The sequence below is a fragment of the Arthrobacter sp. AOP36-F1-5 genome, from assembly GCF_058137995.1.
Map to the genome: position 1 here is coordinate 2,999,553 of NZ_CM176892.1, position 16,106 is coordinate 3,015,658.

The 16,106-nt window shown below is 59.7% G+C and carries 12 protein-coding genes; 9 read left to right on the forward strand and 3 right to left on the reverse strand.

The genetic code is table 11. The features are described from left to right. Positions 1 to 2,306: 2,306 nt before the first annotated feature. On the reverse strand, positions 2,307 to 2,483 hold the full coding sequence (locus AC3ZI9_RS13765) for a helix-turn-helix transcriptional regulator (RefSeq protein WP_489923693.1): 177 nt from the start codon (positions 2,481 to 2,483) through the stop codon (positions 2,307 to 2,309). 238 nt (positions 2,484 to 2,721) lie between these two features. Here AC3ZI9_RS13765 and istA point away from each other — a divergent pair, with 238 nt between their 5' ends. From istA to AC3ZI9_RS13805, 8 genes are all read left to right on the forward strand, one after another. Beyond that, entirely contained in the window at positions 2,722 to 4,179 is a 1,458-nt protein-coding gene (gene istA, locus AC3ZI9_RS13770; RefSeq protein ID WP_443349347.1) for an IS21 family transposase, read from the forward strand. Continuing rightward, positions 4,176 to 4,910, forward strand: a complete 735-nt coding sequence (gene istB / locus AC3ZI9_RS13775; RefSeq protein WP_443349346.1) for an IS21-like element helper ATPase IstB — start codon at positions 4,176 to 4,178, stop codon at positions 4,908 to 4,910. The genes istA and istB overlap by 4 nt, the downstream gene beginning before the upstream one ends. Before the next feature lie 310 nt (positions 4,911 to 5,220). After that, positions 5,221 to 6,444, forward strand: coding sequence for a hypothetical protein (locus AC3ZI9_RS13780; RefSeq protein WP_444566986.1), 1,224 nt, complete (start codon positions 5,221 to 5,223; stop codon positions 6,442 to 6,444). A gap of 167 nt (positions 6,445 to 6,611) precedes the next feature. Beyond that, positions 6,612 to 6,845: a hypothetical protein gene (locus AC3ZI9_RS13785; RefSeq protein WP_444566987.1), complete on the forward strand. Its 234-nt coding sequence runs from the start codon at positions 6,612 to 6,614 to the stop codon at positions 6,843 to 6,845. A gap of 555 nt (positions 6,846 to 7,400) precedes the next feature. Continuing rightward, positions 7,401 to 8,663, forward strand: coding sequence for an IS256 family transposase (locus tag AC3ZI9_RS13790; protein WP_102598824.1), 1,263 nt, complete (start codon positions 7,401 to 7,403; stop codon positions 8,661 to 8,663). A gap of 556 nt (positions 8,664 to 9,219) precedes the next feature. Beyond that, positions 9,220 to 9,933, forward strand: a complete 714-nt coding sequence (locus AC3ZI9_RS13795; RefSeq protein WP_444567011.1) for a 3-oxoacyl-ACP synthase III family protein — start codon at positions 9,220 to 9,222, stop codon at positions 9,931 to 9,933. Between the two features lie 83 nt (positions 9,934 to 10,016). Continuing rightward, positions 10,017 to 10,658 (forward strand): ABC transporter ATP-binding protein, encoded by a 642-nt coding sequence (locus tag AC3ZI9_RS13800; protein WP_444555741.1) that lies wholly within the window; start codon positions 10,017 to 10,019, stop codon positions 10,656 to 10,658. Further along, on the forward strand, positions 10,655 to 12,937 hold the full coding sequence (locus AC3ZI9_RS13805) for an ABC transporter permease (RefSeq protein WP_444567012.1): 2,283 nt from the start codon (positions 10,655 to 10,657) through the stop codon (positions 12,935 to 12,937). The genes AC3ZI9_RS13800 and AC3ZI9_RS13805 overlap by 4 nt, the downstream gene beginning before the upstream one ends. Before the next feature lie 60 nt (positions 12,938 to 12,997). Here the strand turns inward: AC3ZI9_RS13805 and AC3ZI9_RS13810 are convergent, their stop codons facing one another. Both AC3ZI9_RS13810 and AC3ZI9_RS13815 read right to left on the reverse strand, forming a co-directional pair. Then, the gene (locus AC3ZI9_RS13810) at positions 12,998 to 13,621 is read right to left on the reverse strand and encodes a ScbR family autoregulator-binding transcription factor (RefSeq protein WP_444567013.1); all 624 of its coding nucleotides are present in this window, start codon (positions 13,619 to 13,621) and stop codon (positions 12,998 to 13,000) included. 286 nt (positions 13,622 to 13,907) lie between these two features. Then, the gene (locus AC3ZI9_RS13815) at positions 13,908 to 14,717 is read right to left on the reverse strand and encodes a MerR family transcriptional regulator (RefSeq protein ID WP_444567014.1); all 810 of its coding nucleotides are present in this window, start codon (positions 14,715 to 14,717) and stop codon (positions 13,908 to 13,910) included. 55 nt (positions 14,718 to 14,772) lie between these two features. Between AC3ZI9_RS13815 and AC3ZI9_RS13820 the strand changes: the two genes are divergently transcribed. Next, the gene (locus tag AC3ZI9_RS13820) at positions 14,773 to 16,050 is read left to right on the forward strand and encodes an amidohydrolase family protein (protein WP_444567015.1); all 1,278 of its coding nucleotides are present in this window, start codon (positions 14,773 to 14,775) and stop codon (positions 16,048 to 16,050) included. The last annotated feature ends 56 nt before the right edge of the window (positions 16,051 to 16,106 follow it).

Here is a 16,106-nt window from a genome sequence, read left to right on the forward strand (position 1 = left end):
CATTAAACGATAATGCCAGTGGTCCAACGCTTGGCAGAACTTACGCAGAACCGACCAATGGCCAAGACACGGGGCACCTGGTCCGGAACGCTGAAGCTGCCGACAAAGCCATAAACCGCATGGGCACATACGACCCCTACTTGTCCTCCCTACCTGCTCCCGCCGCAAGAGCAGTCCTTGGACACATGCAGTCCGCAGCCACCCGGCTCACACCACTCATCGGCCTACTAACGACTGGCATCCGCCGTTCCCTCCACAAATACGAGATGATTGAGGAGAGCGGGGCGAACCCGGCCATATCTGTGGCAACCGCAACCGCGCATCTGGACCAGGCAAGAAAGCTCGCCATAGAACTAAGCCACGAATTGCTGGCCGCAACTGAGGCTCTGGCAGGACAACGCCCCTGTCTCAGACCCAGCGAACCCGCACACGCACAATCCAGTGCTGCGAAAAAGTTCTTCGAAGCCCATGGATATGATTACATGTCCGCCAACGACCGCGTGACCTATACAAGGCTCCGGGAAGGCGGATTCGGTTCGAATTGACCGTGCCCGTGAGGCGAGTTGTTTTGGCCGGCGGCATTTGGGCCGTGGAATCGTTCTTCGCGCTGGCGCAGGAGTCCGTTCTCGAGCCCCGTCAGCGGACGCGAAGAGTCGATTTGGGTATCATATTCGGGACCTTGTTCGATTGGTTGTTTGGCCAGCGGCGTTCTCAACTCCGGCTCGATCACGAGACCCTACGGAGTTCGAAGGAATCTTAAACCTTGCGCCCTTGCCGCCAGACGCGCAAACCGCTGGCCCTCCGTGCATCAGTCCCTTCTAGTCGGCGGTCTCCTGAGAGAGTCGCTCTTGAGGGGGCAACATGCCACGGAGACCTAGGATTATTAGCTTCCGAGCCGCATCATCAAGAAGCCGCAGTTTCTTTTCCCGAAAGTTCTCGGTTGAATCTCCAGAGAATATCCCGAAAAACAATGGCCGAGCCCCGGGGGTGCTCTCCCCTCCATGCAGCCTTCCGTCGTGAACGGTGCGTGACCGGTGATTGTAGAGTGGGTCGAGCTCTCCCGCATCGCTTTCGCTGAGCACGACCCGAAGTGCTGCCTTGAATTTTTTTGCGATGCCCAGTGAAGTCTTGCACGTTGGACACCGTTCTGTTTTGAATAGCTTGGAAGCAATGATTTCTATGCTGGCAACATAGGCAACGGCGGCCAGTGAAGGATGCCTTTCCTTCGCATATCGCGCTTCCAAATAGGCGTCAACCGCATACGATATGTGGGGTTTTTCATGAAGTGTTGTCCACGCATCGCAGATCCAGGCGGGAACCCTGTGTGCGTGCCATTCCTGTGGCTCGTCTGGAACATCTAGGGGTTCTCCATACCAGGGCCGTCTTTCTCTACCCTTTCGCAGCCCCCAAGATAGGGGTGCCGCGGGCTGGGCGACCTCGTACTCGTGCTCCCAGCATATCGAGAGTAGCCCACACAATGTTCGTAGGGTCCGGGCGGCCTTCTTTGACGCATCTCCATCCCAAGCGTATCCGTCGGTTTGTCCGCAAACCCGGATAGGCACTGATTGACGTACGCCCCAAGTACCTTCGAGGATGCTGCCAGTGGGGGCACTCGGAAACGGGTCTTTGAAGATTATCCCGAGTGGTTCAAGCTGAAGGTCTCCGATGCTGACTTCCGCAGTTAGGCGTTCAGCGGCTGGCGCTAAGGATTTTGGGCTCTGGACCAGGACGGCTGACCAGGAATGGGCGGTCGTGGGCCCATTGCCGACTTGCTGAGATGCGAGAGTCACTGCTCGCATCACTGCATCCAAGAGCGCTAGTGATGGTTCCTCACCATGACCGTCCAGAACGAACCTGACTGGTTGCTCTTCATAGAAGACACGTAGGCAAAGTTGCGATTCTGCACGCCCCACTCGCAGCCGCACAAGTAGCCACGGATTGTCTGTGCTGTACTCATGTCCAGAGACCGCAAGCGATTGCCCAGATTCGGGAAGTACTTCGCCAAAGCGAACGAGCCACTCTTGACCATCCTGATCGAAATGCAGGTCACCGCTCCCGATGTTTCTATACCAACCGCGCAAGTCCACTTAAGCATCCTCCCAGACGACGCCGTGGCGCCAGTTTCGTGGACAGCATTTTGCTTCTGAAGTATGCGCAAAACGAGAGATCATTCTGCTGCGTTCGCACCGGGAACGGTAATCACGATACATAGGTGGGCGAACTAGACCAGCGAGGAATCGATTCGCATCTGGCGTCAAAGTTGTTCAACTGTTCCTCGCCGGAGAACCCGAACCGTCGTTGCCTCCTCACTCGGTATGGCGGATGCACACTTTCGCGATGAGGTTCTCGAGCGGGATTCCTAGGGCATGCGCCAGCGCGTGGACGGATGCGATCGTGGGGGTTTTGTGGCCCTGTTCTATGTTGATGATCGTCTTTCGGGAGAGCTGTGTGTGTGATCGACTGTTTGTAGGCCAGTTCAGCAAGGAAAACCTGCCAAGTTAGTGGCAGGAATCCCGCCAAAAGAGCGATAAGAATCCGGCCACCACAGCGACAACCCAAACCGGGAAAAGCGCTCTGAGAAATGATCACCCTGATGGCCAGGACCATGCCCGAAAAGGAAGGAAGGACATGGGCCCGCCACCACTCATATAAGTTCCTTACGGCGCCGCCATTCCACTAGCAAATGGCGCCGGAAGGGCTGGAAAGCAGATGACGGTACCCATGTCCATGCAAGAAGATATCAGGCGTCTGGACGCCGAGGGAGCCACAGGGCGGGCGATCGCCCGACAGCTGGGCATCAGCCGCGACTCCGTGGCCAAGTACGTCGGGCTCGAGGATTGCTCGCCAACACCACCAACACCACAAACACGCCCCGGTGGTTCGGTGCTGGCAGGGTTTGAGGAGACCATCGATACCTGGCTCAGAGAGGATGCGCGACGCGCACGCAAACAACGCCATACCGCCAAGCGCGTCTTCGACCGTCTGGTCGCCGAGCACGGTTTCTCAGGCTCCTATTCCCCGGTCCAACGCCACGTGAAGCGCTTTCACACCCGGCACCGGAGACCGGGCGAGGGCTACGCGGAACTAGTCTGGCCCGCGGGGAGCGCGCAGGTCGATTTCGGCCAAGCCGAAGCCATCATCGCCGGGGTGCGGCAGCTGCTTCATATCCTGGTGATCACGTTCCCGTTTTCGAACATGCGCTTCGTGCAGGCCTACCGCGGCGAAACGGCGGAATGTGTCTGCCACGGGCTGCGCACCATCTTCGAACGCATGGGTGCCGCCCCACGGCACTTGGTCTTCGACAACGCGACCGGCGTCGGCCGGCGCACCGGGGAGAAGGTCGTGGAGTCCAAACTGTTCTCCGCGTTCAAGCTGCATTACCGTGCCCAGGCACGCTACTGCAACCCGAACTCCGGGAATGAAAAGGGCAACGTGGAAAACGCGGTCGGGTTCCTGCGCCGCAACTTCATGGTCCCCGAGCCCGAAGCCGAATCCCTGGCTGGCCTCAATGAGGTCCTGCTGGCCCGTTGCGAGGAACTGGCCACCGCCACGCATTGGCGCAAGGGCCTGGCCATCGGTGAACTCTTCTCCGAGGACATCGCCGCGTCGATGGAGTTGCCCGGGGTTGGTTTCGACCCGGTGCGCTACGAGTCCCGTAGGGCCGACAAGACCGGGAACGTCCTCATTGACGGCAACACCTACGCCGCCGGACCCTCGATGCATTCGCGTGACCTCACGGTCGGGCTGCGCCACGACAAGGTCGAGATCCTCGACGAGCAAGCAGAACCCGTCATCACGTTCAACCGGGTCTTCGGCAAGCAGTCCAAGACGGTGTTCGAGCCGGCGACGTTGTTGCCGTTGTTGGAGCGCAAGCCCGGTTCATGGTCGCATTCACCGCTGCGTGAGCTGGTTCCGGACCCGGTGCGTGACTGGCTCGATACCGCCAGGTCACCGGATCGGCGACGCCTGTTCAACGCGGTGGACGCCGCTGCGGGCTCGGCCGGTTTCGATGCCGCCGTACAGGCAGCCGAGACTCTGATACGTCGCGGCGATGCCCCGGATGCCGCCGGTTTGGGGATGCTCGCCCGCCGGATCGCCAACGGGGCCGAACCTGACGTGTCCGGGGTGGACCTGGGCGTTTATGACAACCTCGTCGCCACTGCCGGAGAACCGGCATGAGCGCGGTCGTGGAGGTCCAGGACATCGTGGACGCCGGTAGGGCGGCGTCGTTGACGAGCAGTGTTCTGGAGCAATGGGCGCTGAAGGGGACTCCGAAGCAGCGTGAATACCTGTTGGGGATCCTGCAGGCGGAGCATGCCTCGAGGCAGGAATCCCGTCGCCAGCGTCTGCTTCGTGCTGCCCGGCTGCCGGCACTGAAGTCCGTGGAGGGCTATGACTGGTCGGCGGTGCGGTTCCCGACCGATTATGGCCGCGAGGCATTGCTCTCGCTGGACTTCATTGACCAGGCCCAGGACCTTGTCCTTTATGGCGACGTGGGCACCGGCAAGACGCATCTGGCATCGGCGTTGGCTGCCGCTGCCTGCCGGAAGGGCATCCCGGCGAGGTTCTTCACGACCTCGGCGTTGGTGATGCAGTTGCGTCGGGCCAAGGAGGAGCAACGTCTGGATAAGGAACTCGCTGCCTTGGCCAGGAACCGGGTTTTGATTATTGACGAGCTTGGCTATCTGCCTATTGATACCGAAGGGGCACGCCTGTTGTTCCAAGTCATATCGGATGCGTATGAAAAACAGAGTCTGATTTTGACAACAAATTTGGAATTCTCCCGGTGGGGAACCGTGTTCGGCGACGACAACATGGCTGCCGCGGTGATCGATCGCCTCGTCCATCACGGTCGTCTTTTGCAGTTCCGCGGGGAGTCCTACCGGGTCAAAAATGCGCTGATGAAATAGCTTGGTGCTGATTTGGCAGGAAAGCGTGCCGCAGTGGCCTGATTCTTAGCGCTTTAATGGCCGACTTCGAGTTGACGAAACACAGAGCTGGCTAGCGTCGCCAAGTTTGTCCAATGACCATCCACGCGTGAGGCGTTGGCGTGCGATTTCTATGCCAAGGGCATGGAAATCGGGTTTTGGTATAGCAGGCACCAAACAATCGTCTGATGGTGAACCATAGGAGACAGTCCCCTGCGGTACCCTATTTGGAGCAGCCAGAGAGAGGGACTCCACGATGAACCGAGCTCATACCGGAATTGCTATTTGCATCTTGGCCACCACCACAATTGCCAGTTGCTCCAGCACGCCGGCCCCAGTGAACAGCGAAGAAACTAACACTCCACCAATCCCCGAAATCGACTACCCACAAGAGGCCTTTGAACCGGCCAGATGGGGCACCAACGCGGCAAGTGCCGACGACCCCTATCTGGCAACTAGCTCAAACTTCGTCTACCTCAACGAAGAGGCATTGCACGGCATCGACGCCAAAGGAGAACCGGCATGGGAGGTGAATATAGAAGGGACCCCGACCGATGAGCACAGCAACCAACTTCCGGAACTGCGACTCATCGACGACAAGACCATCGCCGTCATCGAGGAAGGGGAGACAGCGGGCGCCGGGCTCGAAGAATCCAGATCCATCATCCGGGTGACGGTCGTCCACATCCAGACCGGTGAGAAGGTGGACCAACAAGACATCGAAGGGTACGACGACTTATCCGAATTCGGTGTCGCTTTCCCCACAGCCGGCGACAAAGCTGGCAGACCCATGGTGACGGCAGCAGCAAAGGTCAAACTCATGCCCGATAGCAAAATCGATTTGTTAGGCGGGAAAGTCAACCGATCACTACTCGGAAGTTCCGGAGGCACCCCAATTTTCAAGCTTGCGGCCGTAGCCGCAAAACCACAGTCCATCCTCGACAGCTCCAAACCCGCCGAAGAGTCGAAGCTTCAAAGCGGATTCGCAGGTACAGACTGGAATTCTGTTGAAACCAACCCCAAAGCCGGACCTCGACCCCGGGCATCCATCGCAGCGGCCGATAACCACTTCGTGGTGGGGACATGGGTTTCATCGGACAAAACGGCTACCGAAAAAACGTCTGGCATCATCAACAGTAAGAGTGGCAAGCTACTCGGGACAGCCAAATGCGGGACCACCGGAGGCAACCAGCCACTCGTGGCCAGCCCAAATGGGAAGTACAGGGTCCTCGAGAATCTCTGGTTCGATTCGAATGGGGCCACAGAGTGCTACGGCGGTGGGCAAGGACAAAAAACCGTGGACTTCACTGCAGTGGCCGACGACGGAACGGCCATAGGCAGCGCATCAGGACAAGCTGATGGCGAACGGCTGCTGGTCACCGCTATCCCCGGGAACAAAGCCGAAACACATCCAATGCCCGAAGACGCATATCCCCCGATCATTGTCATGGACGGCGACCTTGGCCTTTTTCGCGACGACGAGACCGGCGCAGTCAGCGCCAACAGGCTGAAGTGACCATCAAGTATGCAAGGACCCGAAAATCCACAAAGCATCCGTTCTCGATATTGCCCAGAATCAGTGTGTCGCCCAGGAAATTCTTGCTCGTCGGGAAATGTCTAACGCGGCTCCAAAACACATCGCGACCTGACGCGTCCCCAACGGATCCAACCTGGAGCCACACAATGGACAGCAACAAAGCTGCTCGCTTTCGAGCAACCTCCAACAAAAAGACAGAAACATACCCATTCCGATACAACGTCGAACAACGCAGATTGCTCCACTTCGCTTCAGAAGTATCAGGGCAATCCATGCAGAGCATCATTGAAGATCACCTATGGGAAGATCTCGAAGAGCTCTACGGTCATTCGGTACCAGTGAAAGTTCCAAATAACCCCCATGAGCCGACCAGCGCCTGATCGCTCGTCTAGTAACTGTCACTTCTCAGACACGCACCAAAGCCCATCCAAGCCAAGAGAATCTGGCCAGAGCCAAGGTGACACGCGGTATGGGCCTTCAACTGTTGCTCCACGGCATCATCAGCTAGGGACTCATACAATAAAACGTTTGTTGCCAAGGAGATGGTCCGTGCCGAGTGGGTCGGTCCTCATCACTCCGGCGTGCGATCACTGCCGGATTTTGCGTTGAACGTGATGAAAATACACAAAATTCATTTGGGCCGTCACTCTGGATTGCGTCCCCAATGGCAGAGTGCCCTACAGGGCGCCCGAGGCCTGGAAAAAGTCAACCGCAACGCCAAGGCGATCGGACCTACGGTGCTTGCCTTGGAATTCTCTGCAACGGTAATCATGTTAAGTCGGCTGGGCGGCGGATGACATGGTGTCAAGCTCCGAGTGAGTAAGTAGTGCCCCATAAGGTGGTGTAGCGTCCGGTCACCCGCCGATATGGAGTGCGGCCACCGGACGTATCCTTCGAGGAATCTCCTACAACCCACTCGAAAGGACATCGCCGCGATGACCGCTACCCAAATTATCGACCCTCAACGCCTGCTTGTCGAAGCACTCTCCGATGCCTCACCGGACCTGATGCGCTCGATGCTGCAGACCATGATCAACGCTCTGCTGTCCGCTGATGCCAGCGCCGTCTGCGGCGCCGAATACGGCACCGCATCCCCGGAACGGGCCAGCCAGCGAAACGGATACCGGCATCGACCCCTGGACACCCGGGTCGGCACCGTTGACGTCGCGGTGCCGAAGTTGCGGCAGGGGAGCTACTTTCCAGAGTGGTTGCTCGAGCGCCGCAAACGCGCAGAGACCGCGATGATCACCGTCGTGGCGGACTGCTACCTGGCCGGAGTCTCGACCCGCAGGATGGACAAACTCGTGAAGACCCTGGGCATTCATTCCCTCTCCAAGTCCCAGGTCTCGCGCATGGCCGCGGACCTCGACGAGCAGGTCGAGCAGTTTCGTCACCGGCCTCTGGGTGAGGCGGGACCCTTCACCCTCGTGGCAGCCGACGCGTTGACCATGAAGGTCCGTGAAGGTGGACGGGTCGTGAACGCGGTCGCCATGGTTGCCACCGGGGTCAACGCCGACGGGCGTCGTGAAGTGCTCGGGGTGAAGGTCGCGACCAGCGAGACCGGGGCGGCTTGGAACACGTTCTTCGCCGATCTCGTCGCACGCGGACTGGACGGCGTGCAGCTGGTGACCTCGGACGCCCACGCTGGGTTGGTTGAGGCGATCCGGGCGAACCTGCCAGGGGCCAGCTGGCAGCGGTGCCGTACCCACTACGCCGCTAATTTGATGGGGATTTGCCCGAAGAATCTGTGGCCTGCGGTGAAGGCGATGCTGCACTCGGTCTATGACCAGCCCGATGCCGAGAGCGTCCACGCCCAGTTCGACCGGCTGCTGGACTACGTCCAGGAGAAGCTGCCCAAGGTCTTCGAGCACCTCGACGAAGCCCGGGCCGACATTCTGGCGTTCACGGCGTTCCCGAAGGATGTGTGGCAACAGATCTGGTCCAACAACCCCAACGAACGGCTCAACCGCGAGATTCGCCGGCGCACCGACAGCGTTGGTATCTTCCCCAACCGCGACGCGATCATTCGGCTGGTCGGCGCGGTGCTGGCCGAGCAAACCGATGAGTGGGCAGAAGGCCGCCGCTACCTCGGATTGGACGTGCTGGCCAGATGCCGGCTCAGCCTCGTCAACGACGCTGACAACACCCTGAATGCGGAGGAGGCGCCTGCAGATCCCTTCCAAGCGTTGACCGCCTAAAAGCAATCACCGAAGGAAACCACCGCTACACCACTTCCCGGGGCTTGACCAGTGAGTATTTGTTGGAGACCAATTTAGTCGGAAATCAGCACTGCTTTCGGCTCGACGACCTGGGTAGTCAGGTGTTCACATTCGACAAGTTGAACGTGGCCGAGTTCGTCATGAGGATGCCGGGAAATTTACCAAACGTCCCACTCTTGGGCGTCGACCTCCACACGTCTGAATTCGTTCTGTCTTTTTCACTGACCGGTCGGCTAGTATGTCGATTATCGTTGATGCTTAGGGGAGGAAGTCCGGTCATGGGTACTTTGTCAGTTCGGGTTTTGGGATCAGGGGAAGCGCTACCACGACGGATCGTTCCGACAGCGGAGGTTGCCGCTCTCTGCGGAATCTCCGCGGAGGAAGCCATACAGCGGACCGGGATACACCATAGGCATTGGATCAGTGCCGACGAGGACCCTCTAGCGCAGGGCGCTTTGGCCGCGGAGAGGGCCATTGAAGATGCCGGACTGATCCTGAGGATATCGACCTGGTGCTCAATGCCTCGGGAAGTCCCATGCAGGCCATCCCCGACGGAGGTGCACTCATCGCTAGCCAGTTGGGGATAACCGGAAAATTTGCGTTCTCCATTCATGCAACTTGCATTTCGTTCCTGGTGGCCTTCCAACAAGCGGCTCTCATTCTTGAAGCTGGCCTTGCTGCCAACATCCTGGTGGTTTCGACGGAGGCTGGTAGCCGCGGACTGAATTTCAGTCAGCCAGAAAGCGCCTGTCTCATCGGCGATGCAGCGGCGGCAGTGGTGCTGGGAAAAGCAGATCGTTCGGGCCAAGGAATCACGGATTCATCGTTCTTCACGGATCAACGGGGGATTCGTGATGCCGAAATTCGCGGTTTTGGCAGTCGGTTGCGCGTCGATGACGCCCCCGCACACCCGGAGGACTTCCAGTTCGATATGCAGGGCCTGAAGTTGCTTCGGGGCGCCATTGGAACTTTTCCGCCCTTCCTCGAAGCTCTCCGCCCCGGGTTGAGCACCAGCGCGGAGGGGATCGACCATGTGATTCCCCACCAAACGAGCAAAGCCGGAATGGAAATGATGGCCAGGTTCTGGGGACGGGAGAAGATGACCATCACCCTGGCGGAGGTGGGCAATACCATCGCCGCCAGCATCCCCCTGGCCCTGCATAGGACGCGGATCCGACCCGGAGAGACCGCGTTGCTGGTGGGAACGGGCTCGGGAACGCACTATGGAGCGCTGATCGTCCAGTGGTAGCTACACACCCGACCTATATCTCGACCAGTGGCGCGGGCCGGACCTTCGGCACCGGACACGCCCGAGTCGTTGCGCTGGCGGACGTGAGTGTCCAGATTGCCGCCGGTGAGTTCACCGTTATCCTCGGTCCTTCCGGGTCGGGGAAGACCACTCTACTGAACATCATCGGGGGCATGGACAGCCCGAGCACAGGCACCATCCGTGTTGGCGAAGACCATCTGGAGTCGCTGTCGGATCGTGCCCTGACGCAGTATCGGCGCGCTCAAGTCGGATTTGTCTTCCAGTTCTACAACTTGGTGCCCAATCTGACCGCCGTCGAGAATGTTGCCCTCGCGGCTGCTCTGGTCATGTCACGTCGCGAGGCGGGGAGCATCGCTACTGATCTGTTGCGTCGCGTCGGACTCGGACACCGGCTCAACCAGTTTCCTCGCCATCTCTCGGGCGGGGAAATGCAACGAGTGGCGATCGCGCGGGCGCTGGCCAAGAGGCCGGCCCTCTTGCTTTGCGACGAGCCCAGTGGTGCCCTGGATTCTCAGACCGGGGTGGAGATTCTCGCCCAATTGCAAGAAACCGCGCACGCTACGGGCACCGCCGTGGTTGTTGTGACGCATGATCAATTGTTGGCTGCCGCTGCCGATAAACTCATCCGTCTGGCGGACGGAAAAATCATTGAGGACACCCACAATGCGACCCCCGAGATCATCGGTCGGCAGGCTTCCGCATGATGGTGCTGTTCATCCACAAACTCGGCAGGGACCTGCGAGAGCATTGGGCCCAATTCGCCGCCGTTTGCCTCATGGCAGCCCTCAGCGTTCTAATCTTTTCGGGTCTGGAAGGCGGGTGGAAGGGAATCGAAATGGAGCTTGATTCCTTTGCCGCTGAGAACAGGATGCCTGACGCATGGATCACCGGTCTAGACCTCACCGATGAGGATCTTGCCGAAGTCGAGCAGATCGGTGGTGTGGACGAGGCCGCCCTGGTGTCTTCGATCCCGGTCACGGTAACCCGTGGAGGGACGGTCGATGATCTTGAACTGTCCACCAGAGGCGTCAGCGACATCAATTCGCCGCGGGTCGTCACCGGCGCCCCGGTGGACTCCTCGGACGGAGTTTGGCTCGACGAGTCCTACGCGAAAGCCAACAATCTGGACACAGGCGATCGGATGACCGTGACGCGTGAGGGGGAGGAAACAGAACTACGCATCAATGGGCTGATACTCCAACCGGACAAGATAGCCTATGCCGGTAGTGGGATGGTCGCCCCCGACGCTTCGACCTACGGCTATGGGCTGGTCAGCAACGAGACCGCCATGGAACTGGCCGCCCAAGCACCCGTCAGCCAGAGCATCGTGGTGAGCGGGGACCCCGCACAATTGGGTGATGCGGTCAGGACGATCCTGGGCGATCGGTACGGGTCGTTTACTGAAACAGATACTTACCCCCATGTCGCGACCGCGTACGAGCGGGTGGACCAGATCCGGAGTCTGTCGTACCTGTTCTCGTCGTTGTTCCTCCTCGTGGCCTTGCTATCGATTTCCACCTCCATCCGGCGTCTCACCGATATCCAACGCGCCGAGGTGGCCATCCTGAAAGCCCTTGGCTACTCGAATCGAGTTATCGCCTCCTACTACACCGCGGTGGGGATCGTCGCCGTATCGGCAGGTTGCGTCGCGGGACTGGCGCTGACGCCCGCGTTGTCCCGCTATGTTCTTGATACGCAGCAGGGCAGCTTCTCGTTGCCCATCTGGCAGCCCGCCTATGCCATCGACAGCGCTGCCCTTCCACTCGTGCTGATTACGGTCTGTATCGTCGCGTCCTGGTCTGCAACCCGCCGCATGCGAAGGATGAGCCCGGCAGAGGGGATGCGGCCAGACACGGGGAGGGCTCGACGGACACCACTTGAACGCCTGCGCGCCATATGGCAGCGGATTCCCTATGGCAGCAGGTGGGCCATTCGGGATGCCACGGGTAGTCCCGTCCGGGTCATTATGGGGGTCATCGCGACGACAGGATGCATGATGCTACTTGTCACCGGCTTCGGGATGCCGGATACGCTCAATAAGCAGGTGGAGCTGTCTTACGAGGAACAGTATCGTTACGACACACGTCTGCAGATCTCCCCGCTGGCAGGTGCGGGGGCACGAGACAGGATCGAATCCGAAGCCGGGACCGGACAGTGGATCGAGCAGTCCCCGGCGCGCATCGACTCTGATGGAGGTGTCGAGCACACCTTGACAGTTCTGGGAGAGGGGGATCTCTTCCGGGCTCTCGATTCAGGCGGAGACCCGGTGACGGTGAACGACGGCGCAATCATCAGTGAGCGGCTCGCTAATCAACTGGGCGTCGATGTCGGAGACGAGATCAACGTGGAAACGACGGATGGCTCCGGTATCGATCTCCAGATCACCGCGTTGACCTCCATCTCCGAACCCCAAGGTGTCCTCGTCTCGGATTCCACCTGGGACGCAGCCGGAGGGATATTCACGCCAAACGGCTATCTGACCGAGAAGTCCGTTGGCCAGGAGGTCATCGACCTGTCCGCCGTGGCCGGGGCGGTCACGCTCGACGAGCAGAGCGAAAATGCGCGGTCGCTGGTCGCGTCCCTGACCAGCGTTTTCACGCTCATTAAGGTCTTTGCGATCATCCTCGCCGTCGTAGTCCTTTATAATCTCGGCGCGATGAGCTTCACCGAACGTATCCGAGACTACGCGACCCTGCGCGTCTTGGGCTTCCATCATCAGGAACTCCGATCTCTGGCCAGCCGCGAGAACATTTCCACCACCTTGATCGGGTGGCTCTTGGGCATCCCGGCCGGGTGGTGGTTCCTCGGTGAATATGTTGGCCTGTTCAGCACGGATCGAGCCAGTTATCACCCGTTCATTACGATGGGAAGCTGGGCCATTGCGTCCCTGATTACGATCGTTTTCGCGATGACTGCGACGCTGATGTTGACCAGGCGGATCAAGGGCATCGATATGACGAGCGCGCTCAAAGGCGTCGAATAGCAGCACTACCACGTGCGGACCCGGTGGCTGGTCCTGTTCTGGGAAGGAGTCAGGTAGCTTTTAGCTCGTGCGTACTGCCGCGATCCCGGGCAGAAACATTTCCCACATCGCTTCAACTCGCTCGACGAGATCGGAGCGCCCAGTGAGCTGGTGGGATATTTCCTGGGCACCGAAGAAGCCGGCAACGATCTGCCACGCGACGGCGTCGAGATCCAGATCGGGGCGAACCTCCCCCCCGTGGCGGGCTTCACCCAGATGCTTTGCGACCGACTCGACCCATGCGAGGAACGGAGTCGGCAGGTCGATGCCAACGAGATTGGCTTCGCGCATCAGTCGGAGTGGTGCCCGGACTCCGGCGTCATCCCGATAGCGGCGCGCGACTTCGGCCGAGAGCCAACGCAGTGCTGTCAGTCCTGTCAGTTCGCGATCGGAGATTGCCTGCACGAGTGACTCCCACGCCGAGAAATACGTATCGATCACGGCTTTGGCCAGGTCGGACTTGGAATTGAAGTGGAAGTACACCGATCCTTTGGTCAATTCGATGCGCTTCGCGATTTCGCTCAGGGCGACCGCAGCATATCCACGCTCGTCAAATTCCTCCGCAGCCACCCGCAGGATCGAGGCCCGCGTGCGCTGCCGCTGCTGTTCGCGCATCGCCAGTTCCACTGCGCTCTCATCATCCACTAGTCGGTCGGTATGCCAATACCTTATCAGCCGTTGATTTCCAGTGAATGGCACCCATCCCTACATCAGGTTTTTGGAGCCCGTGCCTGCGAACGTGAGCCGGGTTCTGCCCGGAGTTAGGCCGTGGCAACTTCGTCTGGATCGTGGTGCGGGCGGGGAAGTGTGTGAGCTTCGGGAATTGGCAGCGCGGAATGTCATACGTCGCTGTTGAAGTGAAACTAGAGGCCCCGCCTTAGCAGGGAACTTTGACCAGTCGCCTCAAAATCTCTTACCGGACCTCTTGCTTTCAGTAGTTCAACTCACGGCATCGATGTTCGTCGGATTTACGAGTCGGGGCTCTATGAGGCAGCTGCTTGGCATAGGTTTTCATCGCTGCTGCGAGCCACGGAGGCAAGACGGGATCGATCTTGCTGATCCACGCTCGTTGCTGGTTGTCACTCAAGTAGAGATCGGCCAAGGCCTCGTAGGAACTGGCATCTGGCTGCCAGAATCGGCCCATGGAGTTGTAGTGCTCGCCGACGAGCTCCTGAGCGGGGCCCGCACATGGTGGGACGCTTTGATGGAAAAGGGCCGCCATTCGGTGCAGAAGCTCGCGGCTCTTGGTTGCCGCCTGCTCGTAGTCGGCGACTTCCCAACTGGAGGTGGCCGCCGCGGCACTGCTGAAGGTGGCCTCCACACCGGGGCCGTGCACCGCCGACAAGTGGTTCCGTAAGCGGAGACGGTCTTGATGGAGGCCACGGAAGAAATCCTCGGGATCCATGACATCATTGCCAGTGAGGTCTGTGATGGTCCGCTCGATCGTCTCGATGACGGCGTCCAGACGATCTCGCTCAGAGAGGATTTGATCGCGTTGAAAACGCAGCGCGGAAATCTCGCTGCTCTGCCCGCTGATTACCTGCCCAATCTCGACCAGGCCCAGGCCCATCTGTCGCAACAACAGGATGCGTTGGAGCCGACGTAGCTCGGCACGGCCGTACCAACGGTAGCCATTGGCACCGACTTCACTGGGGGTAAGAAGGCCGATGGCGTCATAGTGTCGAAGTGTTCGAGAGGTGACGCCAGCGATCTTTGCGACCTGGCTGATGGAATGTCGCACCAAAGAAGCCTAGCCGCTTGACCTTCTCGTTAGGTCAACTTCTATCATCGTGGACATGAGCCTCACGATCACCAACATTCGGGTATTTGATGGCAACCGGATCACTAAGGACAGCGCCGTACGTATCGTTGACGGATGGATCGACGACGTCGGCGGCCCGGAGTTAGCCGACCCGTCGGATCAGGTTGTCGACGGAGCCGGGGGGACACTGCTGCCGGGGTTGATCGATACCCATCTTCACTTGTTGCCAGGAGCGCCGCAACAGGCGGTGACATTCGGGGTGACGACCATCATTGATCAGTTCAGCAAGCCGGAACTCGTCACACCGATCCTTGCCGGCAACGGATCTTCAGACGTCGCCGAGGTCCGGACCTCAAGTATCGGAGCGACCGCCCCCGGAGGGCACCCGACGATGGCATACTCTCCGTTTCCCTACGTCACTGGCCCCGAGGAGGCCTCTGGGTTCGTAGCGGACCGTCTTGCCGAAGGCGCGACCCACCTGAAGGTGCTGTACGACGACGGATCCACCAGCCCCGTGCCGATGCCCTCATTGGGCTTGGGCACGTTACGGGCGCTGGTGGAAGCAGCTCATGCTGCAGAGATCATCGTCGTCGCGCACGTCATGACGGCCGCCGCGGCCGTCGACGTCGTCAGCCAGGGCGTCGACGTGCTGGCTCATGTGCCCTTTGAATTGCTGAATCCCACGCAGGTGGAGACGTTGGCGGCAGCCGAGGTGGCGGTGATCGCCACGCTCGACATCGCTGATGGCTTCCCCGACTCCGAGGGCCGGATGCCGCTGTTGACGCAGCTCGGGCTAGCCACACGTCTGGGGCCGGCATGGACCGGGATGCTCGAACGCCAGGCACAGCGGTGGATGCCTCCTGGACTTCCGGACTTCGCTGCCGCACGTCGAAACGTGCACGCACTGCATTCCCGAGGAGTTGTTCTTCTGGCTGGCACGGACGCCCCGAACCCCGGTCTGGTCCCCGGTGCCAGCCTGCACCGTGAACTCCAACACCTGACCGAAGCCGGACTCAGCCCCTGTGAAGCACTCGCTGCCGCGACGTCCCGACCTGCTGACGTTTTCGGTTTGAACGATCGCGGATCGATCCTCCCGGGAAAACGAGCCGACCTTCTTCTGGTCGTAGGATGCCCAGACCAAGAAATCGTCGCAACACAGGCCATCGCTGCCGTGTGGAAGCAAGGGATACCGGTCGTGCTCGACGCCTACGTGGGCAGTGTCCAGGAGGACGAGAGCCTGACCGCGCTCCAAGCAACCAACGAGAAGATCATCGCCGCCATCACGAAGATGTGGCCGGAAATCTCCAGCTAAAGCTGGTCCTAGGCTCTTGGCCGAACTTAGCAAAAGCTCCAGCGGACGGGCAGCAC

Excerpts from the sequence above, each read along its gene's own strand:
- istB (WP_443349346.1), top strand. The coding sequence starts at position 4,176 with ATGAGCGCGGTCGTGGAGGTCCAGGACATCGTGGACGCCGGTAGGGCG.
- AC3ZI9_RS13790 (WP_102598824.1), top strand. The coding sequence starts at position 7,401 with ATGACCGCTACCCAAATTATCGACCCTCAACGCCTGCTTGTCGAAGCA.
- AC3ZI9_RS13820 (WP_444567015.1), top strand. The coding sequence starts at position 14,773 with ATGAGCCTCACGATCACCAACATTCGGGTATTTGATGGCAACCGGATC.
- istA (WP_443349347.1), top strand. The coding sequence starts at position 2,722 with ATGTCCATGCAAGAAGATATCAGGCGTCTGGACGCCGAGGGAGCCACA.
- AC3ZI9_RS13805 (WP_444567012.1), top strand. The coding sequence starts at position 10,655 with ATGATGGTGCTGTTCATCCACAAACTCGGCAGGGACCTGCGAGAGCAT.
- AC3ZI9_RS13795 (WP_444567011.1), top strand. The coding sequence starts at position 9,220 with ATGCAGGCCATCCCCGACGGAGGTGCACTCATCGCTAGCCAGTTGGGG.
- AC3ZI9_RS13785 (WP_444566987.1), top strand. The coding sequence starts at position 6,612 with ATGGACAGCAACAAAGCTGCTCGCTTTCGAGCAACCTCCAACAAAAAG.